General features: G+C 64.5%; 22 protein-coding genes. 20 read left to right on the top strand and 2 right to left on the bottom strand.

Annotated elements, in window-relative coordinates:
• Positions 1-92 precede the first annotated feature (92 nt).
• The 4 genes from IV454_RS31300 (at position 93) to IV454_RS31285 (ending at position 5,236) form a co-directional block, all read left to right on the top strand.
• Positions 93-293, top strand: a complete 201-nt coding sequence (locus IV454_RS31300; RefSeq protein ID WP_054263786.1) for a YdcH family protein — start codon at positions 93-95, stop codon at positions 291-293.
• A 79-nt stretch (positions 294-372) separates the two neighbouring features.
• Positions 373-2,394 (top strand): DNA repair helicase YoaA, encoded by a 2,022-nt coding sequence (gene yoaA / locus IV454_RS31295; protein ID WP_229522383.1) that lies wholly within the window; start codon positions 373-375, stop codon positions 2,392-2,394.
• A gap of 3 nt (positions 2,395-2,397) precedes the next feature.
• Positions 2,398-4,221, top strand: a complete 1,824-nt coding sequence (locus IV454_RS31290; protein ID WP_206089462.1) for a DUF885 domain-containing protein — start codon at positions 2,398-2,400, stop codon at positions 4,219-4,221.
• A gap of 175 nt (positions 4,222-4,396) precedes the next feature.
• Positions 4,397-5,236 carry a DUF6159 family protein gene (locus IV454_RS31285; protein ID WP_206089461.1) on the top strand — a complete coding sequence of 280 codons (840 nt, stop codon included), beginning with the start codon at positions 4,397-4,399 and terminating at the stop codon, positions 5,234-5,236.
• A 56-nt stretch (positions 5,237-5,292) separates the two neighbouring features.
• Here IV454_RS31285 and IV454_RS31280 read toward each other — a convergent pair whose 3' ends face one another.
• Complete coding sequence (locus IV454_RS31280) at positions 5,293-6,273, bottom strand: NADPH:quinone oxidoreductase family protein (RefSeq protein ID WP_206089460.1); 981 nt, start codon at positions 6,271-6,273, stop codon at positions 5,293-5,295.
• A 106-nt stretch (positions 6,274-6,379) separates the two neighbouring features.
• On the opposite strand from IV454_RS31280, the gene IV454_RS31275 reads away from it, so the two are divergent.
• From IV454_RS31275 to rlmD, 7 genes are all read left to right on the top strand, one after another.
• The gene (locus IV454_RS31275) at positions 6,380-7,078 is read left to right on the top strand and encodes a toll/interleukin-1 receptor domain-containing protein (protein WP_229521954.1); all 699 of its coding nucleotides are present in this window, start codon (positions 6,380-6,382) and stop codon (positions 7,076-7,078) included.
• Positions 7,079-7,088: 10 nt separating this feature from the next.
• The gene (locus IV454_RS31270) at positions 7,089-9,449 is read left to right on the top strand and encodes a tetratricopeptide repeat protein (RefSeq protein WP_206089459.1); all 2,361 of its coding nucleotides are present in this window, start codon (positions 7,089-7,091) and stop codon (positions 9,447-9,449) included.
• A gap of 150 nt (positions 9,450-9,599) precedes the next feature.
• Entirely contained in the window at positions 9,600-10,337 is a 738-nt protein-coding gene (gene surE / locus IV454_RS31265; RefSeq protein ID WP_206089458.1) for a 5'/3'-nucleotidase SurE, read from the top strand.
• Positions 10,334-11,314 carry a protein-L-isoaspartate(D-aspartate) O-methyltransferase gene (locus IV454_RS31260; protein ID WP_206089457.1) on the top strand — a complete coding sequence of 327 codons (981 nt, stop codon included), beginning with the start codon at positions 10,334-10,336 and terminating at the stop codon, positions 11,312-11,314. Before surE ends, IV454_RS31260 begins: the two co-directional genes overlap by 4 nt.
• 68 nt (positions 11,315-11,382) lie before the next feature.
• Positions 11,383-12,333, top strand: coding sequence for a peptidoglycan DD-metalloendopeptidase family protein (locus IV454_RS31255; RefSeq protein WP_206089456.1), 951 nt, complete (start codon positions 11,383-11,385; stop codon positions 12,331-12,333).
• A 34-nt stretch (positions 12,334-12,367) separates the two neighbouring features.
• Complete coding sequence (gene rpoS, locus IV454_RS31250; protein ID WP_206089455.1) at positions 12,368-13,405, top strand: RNA polymerase sigma factor RpoS; 1,038 nt, start codon at positions 12,368-12,370, stop codon at positions 13,403-13,405.
• Between the two features lie 85 nt (positions 13,406-13,490).
• On the top strand, positions 13,491-14,831 hold the full coding sequence (gene rlmD / locus IV454_RS31245) for a 23S rRNA (uracil(1939)-C(5))-methyltransferase RlmD (RefSeq protein ID WP_206089454.1): 1,341 nt from the start codon (positions 13,491-13,493) through the stop codon (positions 14,829-14,831).
• 59 nt (positions 14,832-14,890) lie between these two features.
• On the opposite strand, the gene IV454_RS31240 is transcribed toward rlmD, so the two are convergent.
• A complete protein-coding gene (locus IV454_RS31240) occupies positions 14,891-15,568 on the bottom strand; it encodes a Bax inhibitor-1/YccA family protein (protein ID WP_206089453.1) in 678 nt (225 codons plus the stop codon).
• A gap of 227 nt (positions 15,569-15,795) precedes the next feature.
• Here IV454_RS31240 and ndk point away from each other — a divergent pair, with 227 nt between their 5' ends.
• The 9 genes from ndk to der all read left to right on the top strand — a co-directional run bounded on the left by ndk (position 15,796) and on the right by der (position 25,384).
• Positions 15,796-16,221 (top strand): nucleoside-diphosphate kinase, encoded by a 426-nt coding sequence (gene ndk, locus IV454_RS31235; RefSeq protein WP_206092925.1) that lies wholly within the window; start codon positions 15,796-15,798, stop codon positions 16,219-16,221.
• Positions 16,222-16,326: 105 nt separating this feature from the next.
• Entirely contained in the window at positions 16,327-17,496 is a 1,170-nt protein-coding gene (gene rlmN / locus IV454_RS31230) for a dual-specificity RNA methyltransferase RlmN (protein WP_054263773.1), read from the top strand.
• Entirely contained in the window at positions 17,493-18,353 is an 861-nt protein-coding gene (gene pilW, locus IV454_RS31225; RefSeq protein WP_229521953.1) for a type IV pilus biogenesis/stability protein PilW, read from the top strand. The genes rlmN and pilW overlap by 4 nt, the downstream gene beginning before the upstream one ends.
• A gap of 13 nt (positions 18,354-18,366) precedes the next feature.
• Entirely contained in the window at positions 18,367-19,380 is a 1,014-nt protein-coding gene (locus tag IV454_RS31220; RefSeq protein ID WP_206089452.1) for a helix-turn-helix domain-containing protein, read from the top strand.
• A gap of 13 nt (positions 19,381-19,393) precedes the next feature.
• Positions 19,394-20,737: a flavodoxin-dependent (E)-4-hydroxy-3-methylbut-2-enyl-diphosphate synthase gene (gene ispG, locus IV454_RS31215; protein WP_206089451.1), complete on the top strand. Its 1,344-nt coding sequence runs from the start codon at positions 19,394-19,396 to the stop codon at positions 20,735-20,737.
• A 20-nt stretch (positions 20,738-20,757) separates the two neighbouring features.
• The gene (hisS, locus tag IV454_RS31210) at positions 20,758-22,113 is read left to right on the top strand and encodes a histidine--tRNA ligase (protein ID WP_206089450.1); all 1,356 of its coding nucleotides are present in this window, start codon (positions 20,758-20,760) and stop codon (positions 22,111-22,113) included.
• A 61-nt stretch (positions 22,114-22,174) separates the two neighbouring features.
• A complete protein-coding gene (locus tag IV454_RS31205) occupies positions 22,175-22,828 on the top strand; it encodes a YfgM family protein (protein WP_206089449.1) in 654 nt (217 codons plus the stop codon).
• Between the two features lie 50 nt (positions 22,829-22,878).
• Positions 22,879-24,033 (top strand): outer membrane protein assembly factor BamB, encoded by a 1,155-nt coding sequence (gene bamB, locus IV454_RS31200; protein WP_206092923.1) that lies wholly within the window; start codon positions 22,879-22,881, stop codon positions 24,031-24,033.
• A 7-nt stretch (positions 24,034-24,040) separates the two neighbouring features.
• Positions 24,041-25,384: a ribosome biogenesis GTPase Der gene (der, locus tag IV454_RS31195; RefSeq protein ID WP_054263768.1), complete on the top strand. Its 1,344-nt coding sequence runs from the start codon at positions 24,041-24,043 to the stop codon at positions 25,382-25,384.
• Positions 25,385-25,460: the final 76 nt, after the last annotated feature.

The raw sequence follows: 25,460 nt of genomic DNA, 5'->3' as shown, positions 1-25,460 counted from the left end.
TTTTCTGTGCGACAAAAATTGTTTCCGATTGTATGCGTTTTTGGGCAGCAGTTGATGAAATTTTTGAAATGAACTTGTCTGGAATGCCACACATGAACGATGCCCACACTATCCAGCGCCGCCTGATCGAACTCGATGTGGAACATCGCGACCTGGATGCGGTCATAGACATGTTGACCCTGGACGGGCACCACGACCAGTTGCAGCTGCGCCGCCTTAAAAAGCGCAAATTGCAACTGAAAGACCATATTACCCTGTTGAAAATGCAATTGGTGCCTGATGTCCCGGCCTGATCCGTCTTCGCTTTACTGAAATGCCACCTTGACCGACCAACTACTTGCGCCCGGGGCGCCACGCGACGCGCTCCCTGCCGTGCTCCCACAAGCGCTCCCTGAGGCCGCCGAAGGCGCCGACACCGCACCGGCCGGCAAGCATGATGCCGAAGTCGACCGCCTGTTCAGCGCGGGCGGCCCGCTCGCGCCCTCGGTCGGCAGTTTCAGCCCGCGCCGCTCGCAAACCGAGATGGCCAAGTCGATCGCCCAGGCCATCGCCGACCAGAGCACCCTGATCGCCGAGGCCGGCACCGGCACCGGAAAAACCTTCGCCTACCTGGTCCCGGCGCTGCTATGGGGCGGCAAGACCATCATTTCGACCGGCACCAAGAACTTGCAGGATCAGTTGTTCCTGCGCGACATTCCGACCGTGCGCGCCGCGCTCAAGGCGCCGGTCTCGGTGGCCTTGCTCAAGGGCCGCTCGAACTACGTCTGCCACTACCACTTGGAACGCACCCTGCAGAACGGGCGCATGACCTCGCGCGAGGATGTCGGCAACCTGCGCGAAATCTCGCGCTTCATCAAGATGACGACCTCCGGCGACAAGGCCGAGCTGGCCAAGGTGCCCGAAAACGCCCTGATCTGGAACCTGGTCACCTCCACGCGCGACACCTGCATGGGCGCCGAGTGCCAGTATTACCAGGATTGTTTCGTGATGAAGGCGCGCCGCGAAGCCCAGCAGGCCGACGTGGTGGTGGTCAACCACCACCTGTTCTTCGCCGACGTGGCGCTGAAAGATACCGGCGTGGCCGAGCTGCTGCCGTCGGCCAATACCATCATCTTCGACGAAGCGCACCAGTTGCCCGACACCGCCACCCTGTTCTTCGGCCAGACCGTCTCGACCTCGCAAATCCTGGAACTGTGCCGCGACGTGCTGGCCGAGGGCCTGGCGCACGCGCGCGGCGGCCCGGACTGGGCCAAGGTGGTGACCGTGGTCGAAAAGGCCGCGCGCGACCTGCGCCTGACCTTCCCGCAAGACATCATGCGCCTGTCCTTGGCGCAGATCATGCCCTCGTCCGAGTTTTTCCCGGCCCTCAACACGCTCAAGGAAAAGCTGGCCGAGATGATCGACGTGCTGGAAGACCAGGCGGCGCGCGCCGAAACCATCGAGCAGGTGCGCGTGCGCGCGGTCGAGCTGGCCGCCGCGCTGGACGCCTGGAAGCAGGATGGCAAGGGGAAAGTGGTCGAAGGCGACCAGGCGGTGCTGTGGGTGGAAGCCTTTTCCTCGTCCCTGCAACTGCACAAGACGCCGCTGTCGATCGCGCCGATCTTCAATAATCAGCGCGAAGGCACGCCGCGCAGCTGGATCTTTACCTCGGCCACCCTGGCGGTCAAGAACGATTTTAAACATTTCTCGAACCAGATGGGTCTCACCGGCGAGCCGGCCAAGACCTGGCCGAGTCCGTTCAATTACGAGCAGCAGGGCTTGCTGTACGTGCCGAATGGGCTGCCGGAACCGAATTCCTTCGGCTACACCGATGCCGTCATCGATAGCGCGCTGCCGGTGATCGAAGCGGCGGGCGGGCGTACCTTTTTCCTGTGCACCACGATCCGCGCGGTCAAGCAGGTGTCCGAGCGTTTGCGCGACGAATTCGCCAAGCGCGGGCTGGACTTTCCCCTGTTCGTCCAGGGCGAGCGCGGCCGCACGGAATTGCTCGATTCCTTCCGCAATGCCGGCAACGGCGTGCTGGTCGGCTCGCAAAGTTTCTGGGAAGGGGTGGACGTGCGCGGCGATGCGCTATCCCTGGTCATCATCGACAAGCTGCCCTTCGCGCCGCCCGACGACCCGGTGCTGGCCGCGCGCATCGATGTGATGGAAAAGCAGGGCTTGAACGGCTTCATGCACCACACCCTGCCCGAGGCCATCATCAACCTCAAGCAGGGAGCGGGGCGCCTGATCCGCGACGAGACCGACCGCGGCGTGCTGATGATCTGCGACCCGCGCCTCATTTCCAAGTCGTACGGCAAGCGGGTCTGGCAAAGCTTGCCATCGTTTAAGCGCACCCGCCTGCAGGAAGACGTGATCGCCTTTTTCAAACCGCTTCAAGAACCTCAGGACTAAGCCATGACCGTGCTGCGCTCGCTACTACTTTCCGCCTTGCTGGGCGCCTCCGTGGTGACGGCGCCGCCGCTGCATGCCGCCGAGCCGCTGGCGGCCGGCGCCGCCGATCCGGCCAAGACAGCGGTCGCGGCGCCAGCCGTGCAGCTGGCCGGGCTGGCCGAACGCTATTACGAGGAGCAGGCGCGCTACGAGCCGATCAACGCCACCGTCTCGGGCGACAACCGTTTCGACAATTTGCTGCCGATGAACATCTTGCCGTCCGTGCGCGCGCGCCAGTTCGCCATGCTGCATGAGGTGCGCGACGCGCTGGCCCGGATCGACCGCAGCAAACTCACGCCGCTCGACCTGACCACCTACGACGTGCTCGCTTTCGAAGTCAGCAACCTGCTGCGCTTCGAGTCGTTCAAGGATTACCTGCTGCCGATGAGCCACATGGACAGCCTGCCCGTGCTGCTGGCCAATTTCGGTGCCGGCGACGGCTCGCAGCCGCTGGTCACGGTGGCCAACTACCAGGCTTACCTCAAGCGCATCACGGCGCTGCCGCAGTGGACCGATGTCGCGATTGCCAACATGCGCGCCGGCATCAAACAGGGCGTGGTGCAGCCCAAGGCACTGGTGCAGGCGCTGCTGCCGCAGATCAAGGCGCTGGCCGCCGCCACGGTCGACACGAGCGCCTTTTCGGCGCCCGCGCGCGCGCTGCCGGCATCGTTCAGCAAGGGCGAAAAGGCGCGCATGACGGGCGCCTACCGCGAAGCGGTGCGGGTGCAGGTGCTGCCATCCTTGCGCAAGCTGGCCGCCTTCCTGGAGACCGAATACCTGCCGGCCGCGCGCGACACGGCCGGCTGGGGCAGCCTGCCGGACGGCGGCAACTGGTACCGCGCCTGGGTGGCGGCGCAAACCACGAGCGCGCTCTCGCCCGAGGAAATCCACCGCATCGGGCTGGCCGAGATGACCCGCATCAATGCCGAATTCACCAAGCTGGCGCCCAAGCTCGGTTATACGGGTACGCCGGCCGGCTTGCCGCGCTGGCTGACGCAGCAACCCAAGTACCGGCCGTTCAAGACCGAGGAAGAGGTGCTGCAGGCTTATCGGGCGCTGAACGCGCGCATCCTGCCGATGCTGCCGCGCCTGTTTGCGACCCTGCCCAAGGCGCCGCTGGAAATCCGCGCCGAACCGGCCCTGTCGCGCGATACCGCGTCCGACCATTACACGGCCGCGGCGGGGGATGGCTCGCGTCCGGGCATTTTCTGGGCCGTGATTCCCGATCCGGCCAAGTACGCCAGCACGCGCATGACCTCGCTGTTCCTGCACGAAGGCCAGCCGGGCCACCATTTCCAGCTGTCCAAGCAGCAGGAATTGCCGATTCCAAAGTTCCGCAAGTTCGGCGGCAACAATGCGTATGTCGAAGGCTGGGCCCTGTACGCCGAATCGCTGGGCAAGGAAATGGGCCTGTACGAAGACCCGAACGCCTACGCCGGCCACCTGATGCTCGACATGATGCGCGCGGCCCGGCTGGTGGTCGACACCGGCCTGCACGCCCAGGGCTGGACGCGCGAGCAAACCATGCGCTTCCTGGTCGATGAAGCCGGCAGTACCGAGGAAGATGCGCGCAACGCGACCGAACGCTACATGGCGTGGCCGGGCCAGGCGCTGGGCTACAAGGTGGGGGCGCTGAAAATCATGGAGCTGCGCCAGCGCGCGCAGTCGGCGCTGGGCGACAAGTTCAGCCTGGCCAAGTTCCACGATGCGGTACTGGCCGACGGCACCTTGCCGCTGGCGCTGCTGGAAACCAAGATCAATGCCTGGATCGCCCAGCAGGCCAAGTAGCGCTGTCGCCCGAGGCCGTCAAGCGATGACGGCCGGCTGCGATTGTTGGACGTCATCAACAAAAAGTGCGAAAAATCATTGATTGATCGATTGACCACATAATTTGTGCTACTTTGTGCGGCAATGTGCATCGGAAATATTTTCCTGCATCGCACCCCTCAAAGGAGTTCAACCCATGTTCGAACGATTTACGCGCAGTTTCGACCTTGTCAAAGCCAGTGCCGTGGTCCTGCGCCAGGACAGCCACCTTCTGATGTTCCCCCTGATTTCCGGCGCGGCGTCGCTGGCGGTAGTGCTGGCCTTCATGCTGCCGGCATTCGGCCTCGGTTCCTTCGACGGCATCGGGGCGAGCGAGGGCGCCTGGTATGGGCTCGCTTTCCTGTTCTATGTCAGCCAGTACTGCGTGATGTTCTACTTTAATGCCGCCCTGGTCGGCGCCACCCTGATCCGCATGGACGGCGGCGCGCCGACCCTGGGTGATGGCATGCGCATCGCTAACAGCCGCTTCGGCACGATTCTCGGTTATGCAGTCATTGCCGCCACCGTCGGCGTCATCCTGCGCGCGATCCAGGAACGCCTGGGTTTCGTCGGCCGCTTCATCGTCGGCCTGATCGGCGTGGGCTGGACCGTGGCCACCTTCCTGGTGGTGCCGGTGCTGGTGGCGCGCGATACCGGGCCGATCGAATCGATCAAGCAAAGCGCCGCCCTGCTCAAGCAGACCTGGGGCGAGAACGTGGTTGGCCAGTCGGGCATGAGCTTGTTCTTCGGCATGCTGATGTTCCTGGTGGTGCTGGTCACCCTGTCCGGAGTCGGCCTCGGCATCACCGTGGGCAGCACCTTGCTGGCCGGTGTCGCGGTGGCCTTCGGCGTGCTCGGCGGCATTGTAATCTTGCTGACCCATAACGCGCTGTCGGGCATTTATGCGGCGACCCTGTACCGCTACGCCGCCAGCGGCAATGCCGGCAACGGCTTCGACCAGTCGGTACTGAACGCCGCCTTCGCCCCGAAGGTGTGAAGCGTCCGTTCATTCGAGCGGTCAGTGGCGGCGCAGCGCCGCCGCCGTGCCGGACCTTACGCGTCCGGCACGATCACCACCTTGCCGGTGACCTTGCGCGCGGCCATGTCGTTGAGGGCCTGGGCCGTCTGTTCCAAGGTGTAGCGGCCTGAAATGCGCGGCCGGATCTTGCCTTCGGCCAGCCATCCCATCAGTTCGCGCATGGCCGCCAGGTTGGCCTTCGGTTCGCGCTTGGCGAACTCGCCCCAGAACACACCCATCAAGGAGGCGCCCTTGAGCAGGGTCAGGTTGAGCGGCAGCTTGGGGATCTCGCCGTTGGCAAAACCGACCACCAGGTAGCGCCCGCGCCAGCCGATCGAACGGAAGGCCGGTTCGGCGTAGATGCCGCCGACCGGATCGTAGATCACGTCCGGCCCCTTGCCGTCGGTGGCGGCCTTGATCGCTTCGCGCAAATCTTCCGTACTGTAATTGATGGTGGCATCGGCGCCGTGCTCGCGGCACACCGCCAGTTTTTCGTCGCTCGACGCCGCCGCGATCACGCGCGCGCCCAGCGCCTTGCCGATTTCAATGGCCGCCAGGCCGACCCCGCCGGCCGCGCCCAGTACCAGCATGGTTTCGCCTGCCTTGAGCGCGGCGCGGTCGACCACCGCGTGGTGCGAGGTGCCGTAGGTGAGGGTGATGGCGGCGGCGGTGTCGAAATCCATGCCGGGCGGCATAGGCATGACAGCCTGGGCCGGCACCACGATCTGCTGCGCGAACGCGCCCTGGGCGGTAAACGCGATCACCCGGTCGCCCAGCTTGACGTTGGTGACACCCTCGCCCAGCGCGCCGACCACGCCCGACAGTTCGCTGCCGGGGGTGAATGGCAGTTCGGGCTTGAACTGGTACTTGCCCTGGATGATCAGCACGTCCGGGAAGTTGACCCCGGCCGCCTTGACGTCCAGCAGCACCTGGCCCGGTCCGGCCACCGGGGCCGCCACTTGTTCCACTACCAGGCTGTCGGGCAGCCCCCACGCTTTGCAAACCACGGCTTTCATTGGTGTCTCCGATGAGTGTTGTTAAAAAATAGTACGACCGTTTGATTTTTGATTATGCCTTAATTTCCGCGCAGGCGGGAAAGGGGAGGGCGGGCCGCCCGGCCGTTTGCGCCCGCGCAAGGCCAGCTCTGTCGCGCTTGTTAAAGTCGACAGCGCGAGCGCATCAGTGGGACCACCGGAGAGGGAGGCTGACATGGCAATCCGTTATGGCTGTTTCTTTAGTTACGCCCACGGCCGCCGCGACGGACTGATGCACACGTTCAAGATTGCCCTGTCGGATGCCATCCGCTGCTATCTGGAACCGTATTTTGACAATGAAGAGGAGCTCTTCATTGATACGGAACAGCTCGGCGGCGGCGACGATATCGACCGCCGCATCGCGCGCGCGCTGTGCGAGAGCGTGACCATGATCCTGATCTACACGCCCAAGTACGAGGCGCACGGCTACACGCGGCGCGAGTTCGCCGCCATGAAGGCGATCGAGGCCGAGCGAAGCCGCTGGTACACCATGCCCAGCCACTTGATTATTCCGGTGATCATGACCCTGCACCCGGACTGTCTGCCGCCCCAGATCGCTGGTTCCAGCTTTTACGTCGATTTTTCGCGTTTCACGATGGCGACGGGCGACTTGAAATCGCATCCCGAGTTCCTGCCCGATATCAAGAAAATCGTGAGCAGGATTGTCATGCAATATGAATACCAAAAAAAATACACCCCTGTCGGCCATGATTGCAACCAATTCGTGCTTCCCGATGTCCCACCCGTGTGGCGCGATCTGCCGGATCTGACTTTTCCGAAAAAATAAGAGGAGCAACATGGAAATCAAACGCATTACCCTGCCACCCCTGGCCAGCGCAGGCGAGGTGACGACGTTCTACGCGTTCGAGAGCGGCGCGGCGCGCAGCATGGCCTTGTCCTCCATGGCGGTGCTGCTGTCCGGGCGCCAGAATGCGACCGTGCCGGTGCTGATGATCGATTTCGATACCGCCGCGCCCGGCCTGCACCATACCTTCGGGCGCTCCGCTGAACGGCCCGGCCTGCTGGAATATTTCCAGGCTTGCCGCGATCACCTGCGCCTGCTTGGGCGCGGCCCGGCGGCGCGCGACGATGCGGCGCTGGCGCGCCAGGTGCTCGAGGCGGTCGACTGGGAACCGTTCGTCGAGCGGGTCGACCACAGCCGTCCCCTGTACCTGATGCGCGCCGGCCGCTTCGACGACAGTTACGGCGAACGCGCCGACCAGTTCGACTGGGATGGCTTGTTCGATGCCTGTCCGGCCCTGTTCCGCTGTTTCGGCGAATTCATGGCGCAGCGCTTCGCCCACGTGCTGGTGGACGCGCGCAGCGGGCGCTCGGCCGCCGTCAGCATCTGCACTACCTTGCTGCCGCGCCGCCTGGTGGCCGTGTTCACACCAGACCAGCGCAGCCTGGACGGGCTGTCCGGGGTGGTCACGCGCGCCATCGATTACCGCTGCAGCCACGAGGATGAACAGCGCCCGCTGCTGGTCTATCCGCTGCCGGCCGCGATCGACAGCGCCGACGTCCAGCGCCGCCTGCAGTGGCGCCGCGGCGACCCGCAGCGCGCCCTGGCCGGCTACCAGAGCGTGATCGAGCAGTTGCTGCGCCAGTGCTACGGCCTGGCGCGGATGTCGCTCGACAGCTATTTCGATGAAATCCAGTTGCAGCAAATCCATGCCGTGGCCGGCGCCGAGCCGCTCGCGTGCGCCGCCGACCGCGATGGCGACCGCTTTTCGCTGGAGCGCACCTTCGCCACCCTGCTCGACTGGATGACCGGCAATTATTTTCCCTGGCAATCGCATGCCGAGGTGCGCCTGTGCGCCGCCATCGGCGCGGCCCGCGAGCGCCTCGGCCACGGCGCGGCCACGGCGCTGTCGCTGCCGCTGGCGCTCGACTTGCACCAGCTCGGCCTGCTGTACCGCGACCTGGGAAGGGTCGACGAAGCCCTCGCCTGCTTCGAAGAATGTACCAGCCTGCGCCAGAGACTGCTCGGCGACGAGCATACAGACACCCGCGCCAGCCGGGCCCTGCTGGCGGTGCTGCTGCGCCAGCAGGGCCGCCTGGCCGAGGCGCGCCTGTTGCAGGAGTTGCTGGTCGACGATTGCGCGCGCCTGCTCGGGACCGACCATCCCGACACCCTGGCCGCGCGCGCCGCGCTGGCCGCCACCCTGGCCCAGGCCGGCGAGTTCGCGCGCGCGCTGGCCCTGCACGAACAGCTCATCGAAGCCAGCGAGCGGGTGCTCGGCTGCGGCCACGTGCATACCCTCGACCGCCTGGCGGGGCAAGCCCAGACCCTGGCCCGCCATGGCGAATTCAGCCGCGCGCGCATGGTCTACGAAAGAGTGCTGGAAGGAAGAGAGCGCCTGCTCGGCGGCGAGCACGAGGATAGTCTGCGCTGCGCCCAGCAACTGGCGGCCCTGCTGCTGGAATTGGGCGACCTGGGCAATGCGCGCAAGCTGCAGGAAAGCGTGGCGGCGGCGCGCGAACGCCACGCCGGGCCCGACCATCCGTCCACCATGCAGGCGCGCGAGCTGCTGGCCGAGATTATGGCGGCCCAGAGCGACCTGGGCGGGGTGCGCGGGATGCTCGAACTGCTGGCCAAAAGCCGCGAGCGCTGCCTCGGGGCCGACCATCCCGACACCATCACCAGCCAGACCCGGCTGGCCTCGACCCTGAGCGAGCAGGGCGACCTGGACGCCGCGCGGCGCCTGCAGCAAAAGCTGGTCAACTTGCGCGAGCAGGTGCCCAGCAGCGACGATGGGCACCCCCAGGACAGCAAGATGCCCCCGGCGCGGCAGGGGCACGGCGTTGAGGCGCGCTGGCTGGCCGAGGGCGCGCAGCCGGCCGCCGTGCGGCGCAGCGGCATCCTCGACGCGGCCGACACGGGCGACAGCCTCGCCCACAAGCTGTCCCAGTTGCAAGAATTGAACGACCAGCGCTGCGAGCGCGAGGCGCGCGCGCTGGCCGACAGCCTGCGCAAAAGCGTGCTGCGGCGCAATGTACCGCCGCTGCTGCGCCTGCGCGGGGTCGCCCTGATCAAGCAGGTTTATCAGCGCAGCAACGACAAGGACGCGCTGCTCGCGTTTGCCCAGGACGAAGTCTCGGCGCTGCAGCAGGCGCTCACCGACGCCGTCGGCGGACGCCCGGTCAGCGCCCAGTGAGGGCGTCCCGTACGGGCGCCCCGTCAGGGCGTCCCGTCAGGGCGTCCCGTCAGGGCCGCCGGCGCGTCGCGTAGCGCGTCGCGTAGCGCGGCGCACAATTTGTTGGGCGCGGGACAGCGTGGTGCTCATTGCATCAGGTAAAATCTGTGCATGAGAATTCTTATCAGCAATGACGACGGCTACCTCGCTCCCGGCATCCAGGCCCTGGCCGAGGCGCTCGCCCAGGTGGCCGAGATCGTCGTCGTGGCGCCCGACAGCAACCGTTCCGGCGCCTCCAATTCGCTCTCGCTGGACCGCCCGCTGTCGGTGCAGAAGGCGGCCAACGGCTTTTATTTCGTCAACGGCACCCCGACCGACTGTGTCCACATCGCCCTGACCGGCATGCTCGACTACCGCCCCGACCTGGTCGTGTCCGGTATCAACAATGGCCAGAACATGGGCGACGACACCCTGTATTCCGGCACTGTGGCGGCCGCGACCGAGGGTTATCTGTTCGGCATTCCGGCGATCGCCTTTTCCCAGGTGGCGCACGGCTGGGAACACATCGATGCCGCCGCCCGCCTGGCGCGCGACATCGTACTGCGCCGCTTTGACGCGCTGCCGTCGCCGTACTTGCTTAACGTAAATATTCCGAACCTGCCTTATGAAGCCTTGACCACGGTGCGCGCGACCCGGCTGGGCCGGCGTCACCAGGCCGAGCCGGTGATCCGCGGACAGGACCCGCGTGGGCGCGAAATTTTCTGGATCGGCCCCCCGGGCGCCACGCGCGACGCTGGCGAGGGCACCGATTTCCATGCCACCGCCCAAGGCCAGGTCTCGGTCACCCCGCTGCAGGTCGACCTGACCCATCGCGACCAGCTGGCGCTGCTGTCGGGCGCACTGGCATGAGCGACAAGCCGGACAAACGCAGTACCTTTCCGCTGCCGCTGTCGTCGGTGACGGGCGCTGCGCGCAAGGGTCCGGCGTTTGCCCCCGCCAGGGTGGTCACGCCGCGCGTCGCCACGCCGGGCGTCGCCACGCCGGGCGTCGCCACGCCGCGCGTCGCCACGCCGCGCGTCGCCACGCCCCAGACCGCGACCCGGAATGCCGCCGGGAACGGCGGCCAGCCGAACGGCGGGCCCAACAGCGCCAACGCCTACGTGGCGCGGGTGGTGGCGTCGCCCTCGAAGTCGCACAGCGATGCCTTGCTGCGCTCCCAGCCGCTGCCGGTGGTGCCGCCGCGGCCCGACATGGGCGTGTCGGATGCGATCCGGCGCGCCATGGTGGCGCGGGTGGCGCGCCAGGGCGTCAGGGATACGGTGGTGCTGGGCGCGCTGGAAACCGTGCAGCGCCACCGTTTCATCGAACCGGCCCTGTCGGCCCAGGCGTATATCGACGCCTCCTTGCCGATCGGCCACAACCAGACGATCTCCCGTCCCTACATCGTGGCGCGCATGCTTGAAGTGCTGCGCAACGGCGCCCCCCTGAACCGGGTGCTGGAAATCGGCACCGGCTGCGGCTACCAGGCGGCGGTGCTCTCCTGCATCGCCAAAGAGGTGTATTCGGTCGAACGGATTCGTCAATTGCACGAGCTGGCCAAGACCAATCTGCGCCACCTGCGCATCGTGAATCTGCGCTTGCACTACGGAGATGGTATGCTAGGCTTGCCCCAAGCCGCTCCATTCGACGGTATCATTCTGGCTGCGGCCGGTCTGGAGGTGCCGCAGGCACTGCTGGAGCAGCTCAGCGTGGGTGGCCGCCTGGTCGCCCCGGTGGGGGCGCAGGTCCAGCACCTGCAACTGATCACCCGCACCGGCAAGGCCGAATGGATGAGCGAAACCCTGGAAGGCTGCCACTTCGTGCCCTTGCGCCCGGGCACCGTTTAAGCGTTCGCCCGGCCTGCGCCCACGGTGCGCGCCTTAGCTTAAAAGAACACGACACACATAACATGAGAATGAAATACACAAGCCATCTTCCCCTGCTGTTCCTCACGCTCGGCCTGCTCAGCGCCTGCACCACCGCTCCCCGCCGCTCCGCGCCCGTGGTCGACCGCCTGCCGGCCGCCGACAACCGGGTGCCGCGCCCCGCCGACGAGGGCAAGGATGAACGCGGCATGTACACGGTCAAGAAGGGCGATACCCTGATCCGCATCGCCCTCGACCACGGCCAGAATTACCGCGACCTGGTGGTCTGGAACAATCTGGCCAATCCGAACGACATCAAGGTCGACCAGGTGCTGCGCGTGATTCCGCCGGACAACGTCGTGATCAGCAAGATCGACATGCCGCCGCCGGCGGAACCGAAAAAGCCAACACCGCCGCCGGCGCCGGACGTGGTCAGGAAGACCTCGCCGCGTGCCGACAAGCGTCCGTACAGCGACGCCGCGCTGGCCGAACTGCAAAAAGGCGAGGGCGGCACCAGCAAGCCGGAGCCGAAGCCGGCCGACAAGCCCGAGCGCGAAGCGCATCCGCCGGCCGTGGTGGTGGCGCCGCCGCCCGTGGTCGCGCCCGGCACCACCGTGAGCGCCACCGACGACGATAAGCTGAGCTGGATGTGGCCGTCGGACGGCAAGATCGTCGCCACCTTCGACGAAGGCAAGAACAAGGGCATCGACATTGCCGGCAAGGCAGGCCAGCAAGTCATGGCGGCCGGCGCCGGAAAAGTCATGTACGCGGGCAGCGGCATCCGCGGTTATGGTAATCTGGTGATTGTGAAGCACAGCAACAGCCTGCTGTCCGCCTATGCCCATAACCGCAGCATCGTGGTCAAGGAAGGGCAGAGCGTGAACAAGGGCCAGATCATTGCCGAAATGGGCGATTCGGACGCCGATACGGTCAAGCTGCACTTCGAGATCCGCCAGCAGGGCAAGCCGGTCGATCCTTCCCGGTTCTTGCCGAACCGCTGACAACGCACTACTGAGAACGGCCCGTGGACCCTTCATGACGCATTCGAGCTACCAGCAAGGCGACGACCCGGGTCCGGATGAATTTTCGGACGACCCGGCCGATGCCGACGTCGACCCCGACATCGACCCGGATGCGCCATCCGGCCCCGATGCCGAGGTCGACCCCGATGCCGTCCCGGTGGCCGGGGCCGTGCTCGAAAGCGTCGATGAACTGAAAAAAGTGCTGGCGGCCGAGCTCTCGACCGATACCACCCAGCATTACCTGAACCAGATCGGCACCCGTCCCCTGCTGACCGCGCCCCAGGAAGTGCATTTCGCCACCCTGGCCAAGGCGGGCGACTTTTCCGCGCGCCAGACCATGATCGAGCACAACCTGCGGCTGGTGGTGTCGATCGCCAAGCATTACATCAACCGTGGCGTGGTGCTGCTCGACATGATCGAGGAAGGCAATATCGGCCTGATGCGCGCCATCGACAAGTTCGAGCCCGAGCGCGGCTTCCGCTTTTCCACCTATGCCACCTGGTGGATCCGCCAGAGCATCGAGCGCGCCATCATGAACCAGGCGCGCACGGTGCGCCTGCCGGTGCACATGGTGCGCGAATTGAACCAGATCCTGCGCGCCAAGTACCATCTGGAAGCCCAGCACCGCAACGGCAAGGATGCCAGCGCCGAAGACATCGCCCACCTGGTCGGGCGCCCGGTCGAGGAAGTACAGGATATCCTGGCCCTGTCCGAGCACGCCACCTCGCTCGACGCCCCGCTCGATAACGATCCGCAGTCGAGCCTGATGGACATGCTGCCCGGCGACGCCGACGACAGCCCCGACGCCCGCGCCGAACACCACGAAATGACGGTACTGGTGCGCGACTGGCTCACGCGCTTGCCGGACAAGCAGCGCATCGTCATCATGCGCCGTTTCGGCCTGGACAACGACGATCCGGCCACCCTGGAAACCCTGGCCGAAGAGATGGGCGTCACGCGCGAGCGGGTGCGCCAGATCCAGCAGGAAGCCTTGATCAAACTGAAGCGGGCGATGGCCGCCCGTGGCGTGGTACGCGATTCCTTGCTATGATGCGCGCGGGCTGACACGGCTGCGCGTCTCCTCTCCTGTTCCCCTTTAATCCTCTTCTGCACACGCCTCGCGCGTGTTTTTCGCCATGCAAGACACCATTCTCGACATCAAATCCCTGGACATGGACGCCCGCGGCGTCGGCCACCTCGCCAACGAGGACGGTTCGCCGGGTAAGGTCATCTTCGTCGAGGGCGCCTTGCCGGGCGAAAAAGTCAGTTTTTATACCTTCAAGAAAAAGAAAAACTGGGAAGCGGCGCGCATGACGGTGCTGCACAAGCCCTCGTCGATGCGGGTCGAGCCGAAATGCCCGCATTTCGACAATTGCGGCGGCTGCTCGATGCAGCACCTGGAGCCCTCGGCCCAGGTGGCGATGAAGCAGCGTGTGCTGGAAGATAATCTGTGGCACATCGGCAAGGTCAAGCCGGAAAACGTGATGCGCCCGATGTACGGCCCGACCTGGGGCTACCGCTACCGCGCGCGCCTGTCGGTGCGTCATGTTGCCAAAAAAGATACGGTGCTGGTCGGTTTCCATGAAAAGCGCTCGGCCTTCGTCGCCGACATGAGCGACTGCAAGATCCTGCCGCCGCACGTGGCCGCCATGCTGCTGCCGCTGCGCGCGCTGGTGGGCGCCCTGTCGATCTTCGACCAGATGCCGCAGATCGAAATCGCGGTCGGCGAGGAAACCACGGCCATGGTGCTGCGCATCATGGCGCCCCTGACGGCTGCCGATGAAACCTTGCTCAAGAGCTTTGCCGACCAGTGGCAGATCCAGTGGTGGCTGCAGACCAAGGGCCCGGAAACGGCCGCGCCGTTCTATCCGCTCGACAAGGAACTGTATTACACCTTGCCCGAATTTGGCGTGAAGATGCCGTTCAAGCCGGTCGACTTTACCCAGGTCAACCATCACATCAACCGGGTGCTGGTCGGAAAAGCACTCAATCTGCTGGATGTGCAGCCGGATGACAGGGTAGCCGACCTGTTCTGCGGCCTGGGCAACTTCACCTTGCCTCTGGCCACCCAGGGCAGGGAAGTGGTCGGCATCGAAGGCAGCACCACCCTGACCGAGCGGGCGCTATCGAATGCGCGCGCGAATGGCTTGTCGGAAAAAACCAGCTTTTCGACGCGCAATCTGTTCGAGGTGACGGCGGAAGACCTGGTCGCGCTCGGCAAGTTCGACCGCATGCTGATCGATCCTCCGCGCGACGGCGCCATGGCGCTGGTGCAAGCCCTGGCCGCCCTGCGCCTGAGCCATCCGCAGATGCTGCCCAAGCGCATCGTGTACGTCTCCTGCAGCCCGTCCACCCTGGCGCGCGATGCCGGCATCCTGACCCACGAGGCGGGCTACCAGCTGAAAAAGGCGGGTGTGGTGAACATGTTCCCGCATACCTCGCACGTGGAATCGATGGCCGTGTTCGACCTGGCCTGATTGGCGCAGGCAATAAAAAAGCCGACCCGCGGGTCGGCTTTTTTGTGGGCGCAAGGCGTTCAGTCGCGTTCGCCGCCCATGCCCAGCAGCGAGAGCAGGTGCTGGAAGATGATGTACACGTCCAGGTACAGGCTCAGGGTGGCGCTGATGTAGTTGGTTTCGCCGCCGTTGACGATGCGCTGCACGTCATACAGGATGTAGGCTGAGAAAATCCCGATCGCGATCACCGAAATCGCCAGCCACAGGGCAGGCATCTGGAAGAAGTAGTTGGCCAGGGTTGCCAGGATCAGCACCATGACGCCGGCGAACAGCCACTTGCCCATCATCGAGAAATCGCGCTTGGACACGGTGGCGACGCTGGCCAGGACCGCGAAGATGCTGGCGGTGCCGCCGAAGGCCATCATGATCAGGGTGCCGCCATTCGAAAAGCCCAGGGTGCGGCTGAGCAGCGGGGTGAGCCAGATACCCATGAAGAAGGTAAAGCCCAGCAGCACCACGACGCCCATCGCCGATTCCTTGGTCCGCTCGATGGCCCAGATGAAGCCGTAGGACATGGCCAGGAACAGGACGAAGCCGATGATGCCGGTCGGTACTGGAATGTGGAACATCACGCCCATGGCGGCGCCCAGCACCGTTGGGATCATCGACAGGGCCAGTAGCCAGTAAGTATTGCGCAGTACGCGATGACGTACTTCCTGGCTTCCCGCCAGGTTGTAGTCTTGCAAGCTGATTGACATAGTGCCTCCGGTTGATAAAAAAGTCATGCTCACTAAAAGAATAGCACGGCGGGAGAAAAGCGCGCAAAATCGCGCTTGCGCCCGCGTGTATTTGCTGGCGCCACTCTAACACTTCTGCGGGCGGCCGTGCAATATCCCTCAAAAAGGGGGGTTGTATGGTAAAATCGAAGGTTGATTGGGTCCCGTCACCCAACATTAAACCTTTCTTTTTATTGGAGTTTTTACAAATGGCAATCGAACGCACCCTGTCGATCATCAAACCAGACGCAGTTGCAAAAAACGTCATCGGACAAATTTACAGCCGCTTTGAAGGCGCTGGCCTGAAAGTGGTCGCTGCCCGCATGATGCACCTGTCGCGCGCCGAAGCAGAAGGCTTCTACGCCGTGCACGCTGCACGTCCATTCTTCAAGGATCTGGTCGACTTCATGATCTCGGGTCCTGTCATGGTGCAAGCGCTCGAAGGCGAAAACGCCATCGCCAAACACCGCGACCTGATGGGCGCGACCGATCCGAAGAAGGCAGAAAAAGGCACGATCCGCGCCGATTTCGCCGATTCGATCGATGCCAACGCTGTGCACGGCTCCGACGCCGCTGAAACCGCTGCTGTGGAAATCGCTTACTACTTCCCAGCACTGAACGTGTACTCCCGTTAATCAGTCTCTTGACTGCTTGACAATGTATGACTCCGCCTGGCCGGCACGCCGGGCAGGCGGCATGTTTTCCGACTGACACCAGTCCTGACTGAATAAAGAATACTTATGACGACTCTCACCAACCTGCTGGACTTCGATCCCGCGCAACTCGTCGCTTACTGCGCCGACTTGGGTGAGAAGCCGTTCCGTGCCAAACAGTTGCAGCGCTGGATACACCAGTTCGGCGCCAGCGAGTTCGACACCATGACCGACCTGGCCAAGTCGCTGCGCGACAAGCTGGCCACGCGCGCCGAAATCCGCGCCCCGGCGGTGATCAGCGACCACACGTCCACCGACGGCACGCGCAAGTGGCTGGTCGACGTGGGCAATGGCAACGCGGTCGAAACCGTGTTCATCCCGGAAGACAACCGCGGCACCCTGTGCATTTCCACCCAGGCCGGCTGCGCCGTCAATTGCCGTTTCTGTTCCACCGGCAAGCAGGGCTTCAACCGTAACCTGACCGTGGCCGAAATCATCGGCCAGCTGTGGATGGCCGAGTTCGAGCTGCGCCGCACCAAGGGCATCGAACCCGGTCCCAAGGGCGAGCGCCAGATCACCAACGTGGTCATGATGGGCATGGGCGAGCCCCTGCTCAATTTCGAGCCGACCGTGACTGCCCTCAAGCTGATGCTCGACGATAACGCCTACGGCCTGTCGCGCCGCCGCGTGACCCTGTCGACCTCGGGTGTGGTGCCGATGATGGACAAGCTGTCGCAGGAAGTGCCGGTGGCGCTGGCCGTCTCCCTGCACGCGTCGAACGATGCGCTGCGCGACGGCCTGATTCCGCTGAACAAAAAATACCCGCTGCGCGAGCTGATGGCCGCCTGCCGCCGCTACCTCGCATTCGCCCCGCGCGACTTCATCACCTTCGAATATTGCATGCTCGACGGCGTCAACGACAGCGACGAGCATGCGCGCGAGCTGGTGGCGCTGGTCCTGGACCCGGTGCACGGGGTGTCGTGCAAATTTAACCTGATTCCGTTCAATCCTTTCCCTGAGTCCGGCTTGTTGCGCTCGAAGAATCCGCGCATCAAGGCCTTTGCCCAGGTGCTGATGGATGCCGGCATCGTGACCACGATTCGCAAAACGCGCGGCGACGATATCGACGCCGCCTGCGGCCAGCTGGCCGGCGAAGTCCAAGACCGTACCCGCGTACAGGAGCGCATGGAAAAAATGGCTGAATACCAGAAGAAGTTCGGCGCCGACTTCGGGCGCATCGTGGAGATTACTTCTTGAGCGCGCGCCTGCCGCGGCAATCGTCCCGTCCCTGGCCCCGCCTGCTGGCGCTGTTCGCCGCCGGCGTGGCGCTGTCGGCTTGCGAGAGCACCAGCACCACCCGCAACGACACGGCCAATGCCATCGGCCTTCAGGGCAGCAGGACCGAACTGAAAACCAGCTCGGACCAGACCAACAACGACAAGCGCGCGTCGATCCGCATGCAGCTGGCCATCGGTTACTACCAGGAAGGCAACTACGCGGTTGCCCTCGACGAGATCAAGCAAGCCATCGCCATCGATCCCGAAATCGCCGACGCCTACAGCGTGCGCGCCCTGATCTACACCAGCATGGGCGAGATGGTGCTGGCCGAGGAAAACTACCAGCGCGCGATGCGCCTGGCGCCGCTCAATCCCGACCTGAACAACAACTACGGCTCTTTCCTGTGCCAGACCGAGCGCTACACGGCGGCCATGGCCCAGTTCGAGATCGCCCTGAAAAACCCGCGCTACCAGTCGCCGGTCAAGGCCATGGTCAATGCCGGCGGATGCGCCATCAGGCAGAAAAATTTCGACGCGGCCGAGCGCTACCTGCTCGACGCCCTGCGTTTCGAGCCCGACCTGTTGCCGGTCAACGCAGGTCTGGCGCGGGTCTACTACGAGCGGCGCGACTACGTGCGCGCCGGATATTATATCAACCGCGTGAAAACGGTCGCGAAACCGGAAGCCTTGCCTGCCGATGTGCTGTGGCTGGCGGTGCGCGTCGAACGCAAGCTGGGCAACAAGGATTCGGAGACGAGCCTGGTGACCCAGCTGCGCCGGCGCCATCCCAGCTCGCCCGAATTCGCGGCCTTCCAGCGCGGGGCATTTGATGAGTGAGACAGGATCGACGATGAGTTCAGAGTGGGCAGAACAAACAGCAGCGGGCGCGAACCCGGGGGCGAACGCAGCGGCGAACGCCACGGCCAATCACAGTTTGCCGGGCAAGACCCTGGCCGCCCAGCGTGAAGCGATGGGCTGGACGGTCGAGCAGGTCGCCGACCAGCTGAAAATGGCCGTGCGCCAGGTCGCCGCGCTGGAAGCGGGCGACTATGCCAATTTACCGGGACCGGCCGTGGTGCGCGGTTTCGTGCGCGCCTACGCCAAGGTCGTCAAGCTCGACGCGGCGCCGCTGGTGGCCATGATTGCGCTGGACACGCCCGAACTGGCCGAACCCGGCAACAGCCGGACCGTGCGGCGCGACAAGCCCGCCACGTTTTCCGAAGTGCGTTTCCCGACCAACGGCAAGCGCTCCAGACTGCCGCTGGGCCTGATCGGCGCGGCCGTGCTGGTGGTGGCCGCCGCAGCAGGCGCCTGGCATTTCGGACTGGTGCCGACAACCTTGCTCTCCGGCAGTACCCCGGCGACCGCGCCGGCTGCCGCGCCGGCTAGCGCCGGTTCGCAAGCGAGCGTGACGGTGCTGCCGGCGCCGGTCGTGGCCGACAAGCCGGTCACGGCGCCGCTGGAAACGACCCTGGTCAAGCCGGACGAGCGCAAACCGGTCATCGCAGCGGCGCCGCCGCTGGTGTCGGTACTGCCCCCGGCTACCGCGTCGGCTACCGCGCCGGCTACCGCGCCGGCCGCGACACCAGTTGCCGCCGCTCCCGCCGCAGTGCCGGCCGCGCCGCCCGGATCGAACACCCTGGTGCTGAACGTGCGCGCCGATTCCTGGGTCGAAGTGCGGCGCGCCAAGGGGGCGCCATTGCTGTCGCGCCTGCTCAAGGCCGGCACCGTCGAAACGGTGGAGGTTGGCGAACCGGTCACCCTGATCGTCGGCAAGCCCGACGGCGTGAGCGCCACCCTGCGCGGCGATGCGGTGGCCTTGCCGTCCAATAACGGCCGCGTTTCCAGAGTCAACCTCAAGTAATAGGTCTTTGTTCATGTCTTCTTCCAATCTGGCGATTCCCTCGGGTCCCCTCGCGCGCCGCAGCAGCCGGCGTGTGCTGGTGTCGCACGGCGAACGCAAAATCTGGGTCGGCGGCGACGCGCCCGTGGTGGTGCAGTCGATGACCAACACCGACACGGCCGACGTGATCGGCACCGCGATCCAGGTCAAGGAACTGGCCCGCGCCGGCTCCGAAATGGTGCGCATCACGGTCGACAAGCCCGAGGCCGCCGCGGCCGTGCCCCTGATCCGCGAACAGCTCGACAAGATGGAAATCGACGTGCCGCTGGTGGGCGACTTCCATTACAACGGCCACACCTTGCTGCGCGACTTTCCCGAGTGTGCGCGCGCGCTGTCGAAGTACCGCATCAATCCGGGCAACGTGGGGCAGGGCGCCAAGCGCGACAGCCAGTTCGCCCAGATGATCGAAGCGGCCATCATGTACAACAAGCCGGTGCGCATCGGCGTGAACTGGGGCAGCCTGGACCAGTCGCTGCTGGCGCGCATCATGGATGAAAACGCCCAGCGCGCCGAACCGTGGAGCGCCCAGGCCGTGATGTACGAGGCGCTGATCACCTCGGCCATCGACAACGCCCTGCGCGCCGAGGAAATCGGTTTGGGACGCGACCAGATCATCCTCTCGTGCAAGGTCTCCGGCGTGCAGGATTTGATCGCGGTGTACCGCGAACTGGCGCGCCGCTGCGACTATCCGCTGCACCTGGGCCTGACCGAAGCGGGCATGGGCAGCAAGGGCATCGTGGCCTCGACCGCCGCGCTATCGGTGCTGCTGCAGGAAGGCATCGGCGACACCATCCGCATTTCGCTCACCCCGGAACCGGGCGGCGACCGCACGCGCGAAGTCATCGTCGCGCAAGAGATTTTGCAAACCATGGGCTTGCGCAAGTTCGCGCCCATGGTCATCGCCTGCCCCGGTTGCGGACGCACCACCTCGACCACTTTCCAGGAACTGGCCGACAACATCCAGACCTATCTGCGCGAGCAGATGCCGGAATGGAAGAAGTCGTATCCTGGTGTGGAAAGCATGAATGTGGCCGTGATGGGTTGCATCGTCAACGGTCCGGGCGAATCGAAGCACGCCAATATCGGCATCAGCCTGCCGGGCACGGGCGAATCGCCGGCCGCGCCGGTGTTCGTCGATGGCAAGAAAACCGTCACCCTGCGCGGCGACAAGATCGTTGAAGAATTCCAGGCGATTGTCCTCAATTACGTACAAACCACTTACGGCAAGAAGTTAATCGAACATGGCGTAGGCGGGGTTGCAAGCGGCATGCCGCTTGCCGCCGCAGCGGTCCCCGGCTTGCAAGCCGGGACGCCTTAACATACAAAGAGTTTTAGAACATGTCTGAAAATAAAAAAGAAAAAGCAACAAAGATCACGGCCGTCAAAGGCATGAACGACATCCTGCCGGCCGACGCGCCGCTGTGGGAACTGTTTGAAAACACCGTGCACTCGGTCCTGAAAAGCTACGGCTACCAAAAGATCGTCACCCCGATCGTCGAAGACACGGCGCTGTTCAAGCGCGCCATCGGCGCGGTGACCGATATCGTCGAAAAAGAAATGTACTCGTTCAAGGATTCGATGAACGACGACGAACTGACTCTGCGCCCCGAAGGCACGGCCGGCGTGGTGCGCGCCGTCATCGAACACAATTTGGTCTACGACGGCCCGCGCCGCGTCTGGTATTCGGGACCGATGTTCCGTCACGAGCGTCCGCAGCGCGGCCGCTATCGCCAGTTCTTCCAGGTTGGCGCCGAAGCGGTCGGCTTTGCCGGTCCCGATATCGACGCCGAGCTGATCATGCTGTGCCGCCGCCTGTGGGACGATCTGGGCCTGGAAGACATCCGCCTCGAAATCAATTCGATCGGCGACGCCGCCGAGCGCCAGCGCCACCGCGCCGACCTGATCACCTATTTCGAAGCCAACGCTGAGTTGCTCGACGAAGAAGCCAAGCGCCGCCTGCACGCCAATCCGCTGCGCATCCTCGATACCAAGAATCCTGCCATGCAAGAGCTGGTGAACAATGCGCCCAAGCTGCTCGACTACCTGGAAGGCGAGTCGGTGCTGCACTTCGAAGGCTTGAAGCGCATCCTCGACCACAACAATATCCAATACACCGTCAACCCGCGCCTGGTGCGCGGGCTCGACTACTACAACCGCAGCGTGTTCGAGTGGGTCACCGACAAGCTCGGCTCGCAAGGCACCGTGTGCGCGGGCGGCCGCTACGATCCGCTGATCGAAAGCTTCGGCGGCAAGCCGACCCCGGCGGTCGGTTTCGCCATGGGCATCGAGCGCCTGGTGGAGCTGATGAAAGAAGCGGGAGAACCGAACGATCCGTCCGAATGTGATGTCTATATGGTGCACCAGGGCGAGGAAGCGCGCATGCAAGCCTTCGTGCTTGCCGAGCGCATCCGTGATGCCGGCCTGGATGTTGTGTTACATTGCGCCGCTGCGAGCGGTCCCGGCAGCTTCAAGAGCCAGATGAAAAAAGCCGACGGCAGCGGCGCGGCCTTTGCCGTGATCCTGGGCGACGATGAAATCGCCAAGCGCACGGCGGCGGTCAAGTCGATGCGCGGCGCCGAGGGCGAGCAGCAGGCCAGCGTGCCGTTCGACGACGTGGTCGACTACCTGGTCAACCAGATCGTCGGCGCCCACGAGCATGACCACGACCATGAGCACGTGCACTACCATCACTAAGTGCAGCAGGCGGCACCCCCGGATTTCCGATTAATCAGTAGTTAACTACGTTGAGAATGACATGGCATACGATCTCGAAGAACAAGAACAACTGGCCGCAATGCAGGCCTTCTGGAGCAAGTACGGCAACATGCTGATGGTGTTGCTGATCGTCGCCGCCGGTTCCTACTCCGGCTATACCTGGTGGCAGCGCCACGAGCGGGTCAACGCGGCCGAAGCGTCGGGCCTGTACACGCAGATGCAAACCGCGGTCGCCGCCAACGACAACACCAAGGTGCAGCGCATCGCCGGCGACGTGCGCACCAAGTACGCCAAGAGCGCCTACGCCTCCATGACGGCGCTGATGGCCGCCAAGAGCGCCTTTGACGCCAGCGACCTGAAGGCGGCCAAGGCCCATCTGCAATGGGTCATCGATAACGGCAACGACGAGTACAAGTCGATCGCCAAGCTGCGCCTGTCCGGCGTGCTGCTCGACGAGAAAGCCTACGATGAAGGCCTGAAACTGCTGGCGACGAATTTCCTGCCGCAGTTCAGCGGCGCCGTGGCCGACCGCAAGGGCGACATCCTGGTAGCGCAGAACAAGATCGCCGAAGCGCGCGCCGCCTACCTGGCCGCGCTGGCCACGATGGACGAGCAGCATCCGGGCCGCGCCGTGGTGGTGCTCAAGCTCGAAGCCATCGGCGGCGCCGTGCCCGAGACCAAAGCGGCCGCCTGAGCGGTCTCCCGGTCCGCATTAACAAGTTACCCAGAACAAGGTCAATGACTATGCGTATTACCCAGAAACTTATCGGTGTGAGTGTGCTGGCCCTGATGGCCGGCTGCTCCACCCTGAGTTCACTTAATCCTTTCGCCTCCAAATCCAAGGGCAACGAGCCCGCGCCGCTGGTCGAGCTCAAGGGCACGATGGCCGTGCGCACCGCCTGGAAGCTCGATATCGGCAAGGCCCAGGATTATGTCTTCGTGCCGGCGCTGGTGAACCAGTCGCTGGTGGTGGCCGGCGCCGACGGCGCCATCGCGCGGGTCGACGCCGCCAGCGGCAAGCAGCTGTGGCGCATCAAGGCCGAGACCGGCCTGACCGCCGGCGTCGGTACCGACGGCAACATGCTGGTCTTCGGCGCCGACAAGGGCGGCGTGCTGGCCTACGACATCGAAGGCAAGCTGCTGTGGAAGGCCCAGGCCTCCAGCGAAGTGCTGTCGAGCCCCGTGATCGGCGACGGCGTGGTGGTGGTACGCTCGGTCGACAACCGCATCGTCGGCCTCGACGCCAAGACCGGCGAGAAAAAATGGACCGTGCAGAGAGTCTCGCCGCCGCTGACCCTGCGCAACGCGCCGGGCATGGTGGTGGTCGGCAAGGATGTCATCATCGCCCAGCCGGGCGGCAAATTGCTATCGCTGAACCTGGCCACCGGCGCTGCGCGCTGGGAAGTGGCCGTCGGCGAATCGCGCGGCGCGACCGAGCTTGAGCGTGTCACCGATATCGGGGGCACCCCGGTCGTGATCGACCAGGAAGTGTGCGCCGCGTCCTACCAGGGCAGGGTGGGCTGCTTCGACATCGCCACCGGCGCTTCGCGCTGGACCAAGGAGCTGTCGTCGGATGTCGGCGTGGCGGTCGACCAGCGTTTCGTGTTCGCCGTCGACGACAAGGGCGCCGTCTCGGCCTTTAACCGCGACAGCGGCGTGAGCGCCTGGAAAAACGACAAATTGAGTTATCGCCGCCTGTCCACCCCCGTGTCGTATTCGCGCACGGTGGCCGTCGGCGACTACCAGGGTTACATCCACTTCCTGTCACGGGAAGATGGTTCCTTTCTGGCGCGCGCCGCCACCGACGGGAGCGCCATCACGGCGCCACCGATGGTGGCCGGCACGAACCTGATCTTTCAAACACAATCTGGGACAGTGACCGCTATCGCGGTCGAATAAAAACACCATGAAGCCGGTAATCGCATTAGTTGGTCGCCCCAACGTCGGGAAATCGACACTCTTCAATCGCCTCACCCGCTCGCGCGACGCGCTCGTGGCCGACCTGCCAGGTCTCACGCGCGATCGTCACTACGGCGAAGGCCGGGTCGGCGAACGTCCCTTCCTCGTCATCGACACGGGCGGCTTCGAGCCGGTCGCCAAGGAAGGCATCATGTTCCAGATGGCCCTGCAGACCAAGCAGGCCGTCGCCGAAGCGGACGTGGTCGTGTTCATCGTCGACGGCCGCCAGGGCTTGACCCCGCACGATAAAACCATCACCGACTTCCTGCGCAAGTCGGGCCGCAAGGTCATGTTGGTCGTCAACAAGGGCGAGGGCATGAAGTACAGCTCCGTCGTTGCCGACTTCTATGAACTCGGCATGGGCGACCCCTACGTCATTTCGGCCGCCCACGGCGATGGCGTGACCGACCTGGTCGAGGAAGCCTTGAACGAAGCCTTCGCCCAGCGTCCGGACGACCAGGAAGAACTGGAGCCGGCCGCGCGCGGCATCAAGATCGCCATCGTCGGCCGTCCCAACGTGGGCAAGTCGACCCTGGTCAACACCCTGATCGGCGAAGAGAGGGTGATCGCCTTCGACATGCCGGGCACCACGCGCGACTCGATCGAAGTCCCGTTCGAGCGCGAAGGCAAGAACTACACCCTGATCGACACGGCCGGTATCCGCCGCCGCGGCAAGGTGTTCGAAGCGATCGAGAAGTTCTCGGTCGTGAAAACCCTGCAGTCGATTTCGGAAGCCCACGTCGTGATCCTGCTGCTCGACGCCCAGCAAGACATTTCGGAGCAGGATGCGCACATCGCCGGCTTCATCCTGGAGTCGGGCCGCGCCCTGGTGGTGGCCGTCAACAAGTGGGATGGCTTGCGCTCCGACGAGCGCGACGAAATCAAGATCGATATCGACCGCAAGCTCGACTTCCTCTCGTTCGCCAAGACCCACTTTATTTCGGCCCTGAAGTCGCAAGGCATCGCGCCGATGATGAAGTCGGTCGACGCCGCCTACGCCGCCGCCACCGCCGACCTGTCCACGCCGCGCCTGACGCGTGCGCTGATCGAAGCGGTCGAGAAGCAGGAGCCGCGCCGCAAGGGCTCGATCCGTCCCAAAATGCGCTATGCGCACCAGGGCGGGCAGAATCCACCGATCATCGTCATCCACGGCAATTCGCTCGACGCGATCGGCGAACCGTACAAACGCTACCTCGAGAAGCATTTCCGCGACACCTTCAATCTGGTAGGTACGCCGCTGCGGATCGAGCTGCGCGTGGGTAAAAACCCGTTCGCGCGTACGTCCAAGTAGGTACGGACGTCCGACAGACAATTGCAAAACAGGTTACAGTAACTCAGGGACATCATTCGCTTCACAACAATGATGG

Origin of the sequence: Massilia antarctica (assembly GCF_015689335.1) — a bacterium.
Classification (GTDB): Bacteria; Pseudomonadota; Gammaproteobacteria; order Burkholderiales; family Burkholderiaceae_D; genus Telluria_A; species Telluria_A antarctica.
This window is presented reverse-complemented; position numbering and strand designations above follow the sequence as displayed.

Excerpts from the sequence above, each read along its gene's own strand:
- IV454_RS31300 (WP_054263786.1), top strand. The coding sequence starts at position 93 with ATGAACGATGCCCACACTATCCAGCGCCGCCTGATCGAACTCGATGTG.
- IV454_RS31290 (WP_206089462.1), top strand. The coding sequence starts at position 2,398 with ATGACCGTGCTGCGCTCGCTACTACTTTCCGCCTTGCTGGGCGCCTCC.
- IV454_RS31285 (WP_206089461.1), top strand. The coding sequence starts at position 4,397 with ATGTTCGAACGATTTACGCGCAGTTTCGACCTTGTCAAAGCCAGTGCC.
- IV454_RS31280 (WP_206089460.1), bottom strand. The coding sequence starts at position 6,273 with ATGAAAGCCGTGGTTTGCAAAGCGTGGGGGCTGCCCGACAGCCTGGTA.
- IV454_RS31270 (WP_206089459.1), top strand. The coding sequence starts at position 7,089 with ATGGAAATCAAACGCATTACCCTGCCACCCCTGGCCAGCGCAGGCGAG.
- surE (WP_206089458.1), top strand. The coding sequence starts at position 9,600 with ATGAGAATTCTTATCAGCAATGACGACGGCTACCTCGCTCCCGGCATC.
- IV454_RS31260 (WP_206089457.1), top strand. The coding sequence starts at position 10,334 with ATGAGCGACAAGCCGGACAAACGCAGTACCTTTCCGCTGCCGCTGTCG.
- IV454_RS31255 (WP_206089456.1), top strand. The coding sequence starts at position 11,383 with ATGAAATACACAAGCCATCTTCCCCTGCTGTTCCTCACGCTCGGCCTG.
- rpoS (WP_206089455.1), top strand. The coding sequence starts at position 12,368 with ATGACGCATTCGAGCTACCAGCAAGGCGACGACCCGGGTCCGGATGAA.
- rlmD (WP_206089454.1), top strand. The coding sequence starts at position 13,491 with ATGCAAGACACCATTCTCGACATCAAATCCCTGGACATGGACGCCCGC.
- IV454_RS31240 (WP_206089453.1), bottom strand. The coding sequence starts at position 15,568 with ATGTCAATCAGCTTGCAAGACTACAACCTGGCGGGAAGCCAGGAAGTA.
- ndk (WP_206092925.1), top strand. The coding sequence starts at position 15,796 with ATGGCAATCGAACGCACCCTGTCGATCATCAAACCAGACGCAGTTGCA.
- rlmN (WP_054263773.1), top strand. The coding sequence starts at position 16,327 with ATGACGACTCTCACCAACCTGCTGGACTTCGATCCCGCGCAACTCGTC.
- IV454_RS31220 (WP_206089452.1), top strand. The coding sequence starts at position 18,367 with ATGAGTTCAGAGTGGGCAGAACAAACAGCAGCGGGCGCGAACCCGGGG.
- ispG (WP_206089451.1), top strand. The coding sequence starts at position 19,394 with ATGTCTTCTTCCAATCTGGCGATTCCCTCGGGTCCCCTCGCGCGCCGC.
- hisS (WP_206089450.1), top strand. The coding sequence starts at position 20,758 with ATGTCTGAAAATAAAAAAGAAAAAGCAACAAAGATCACGGCCGTCAAA.
- IV454_RS31205 (WP_206089449.1), top strand. The coding sequence starts at position 22,175 with ATGGCATACGATCTCGAAGAACAAGAACAACTGGCCGCAATGCAGGCC.
- bamB (WP_206092923.1), top strand. The coding sequence starts at position 22,879 with ATGCGTATTACCCAGAAACTTATCGGTGTGAGTGTGCTGGCCCTGATG.
- der (WP_054263768.1), top strand. The coding sequence starts at position 24,041 with ATGAAGCCGGTAATCGCATTAGTTGGTCGCCCCAACGTCGGGAAATCG.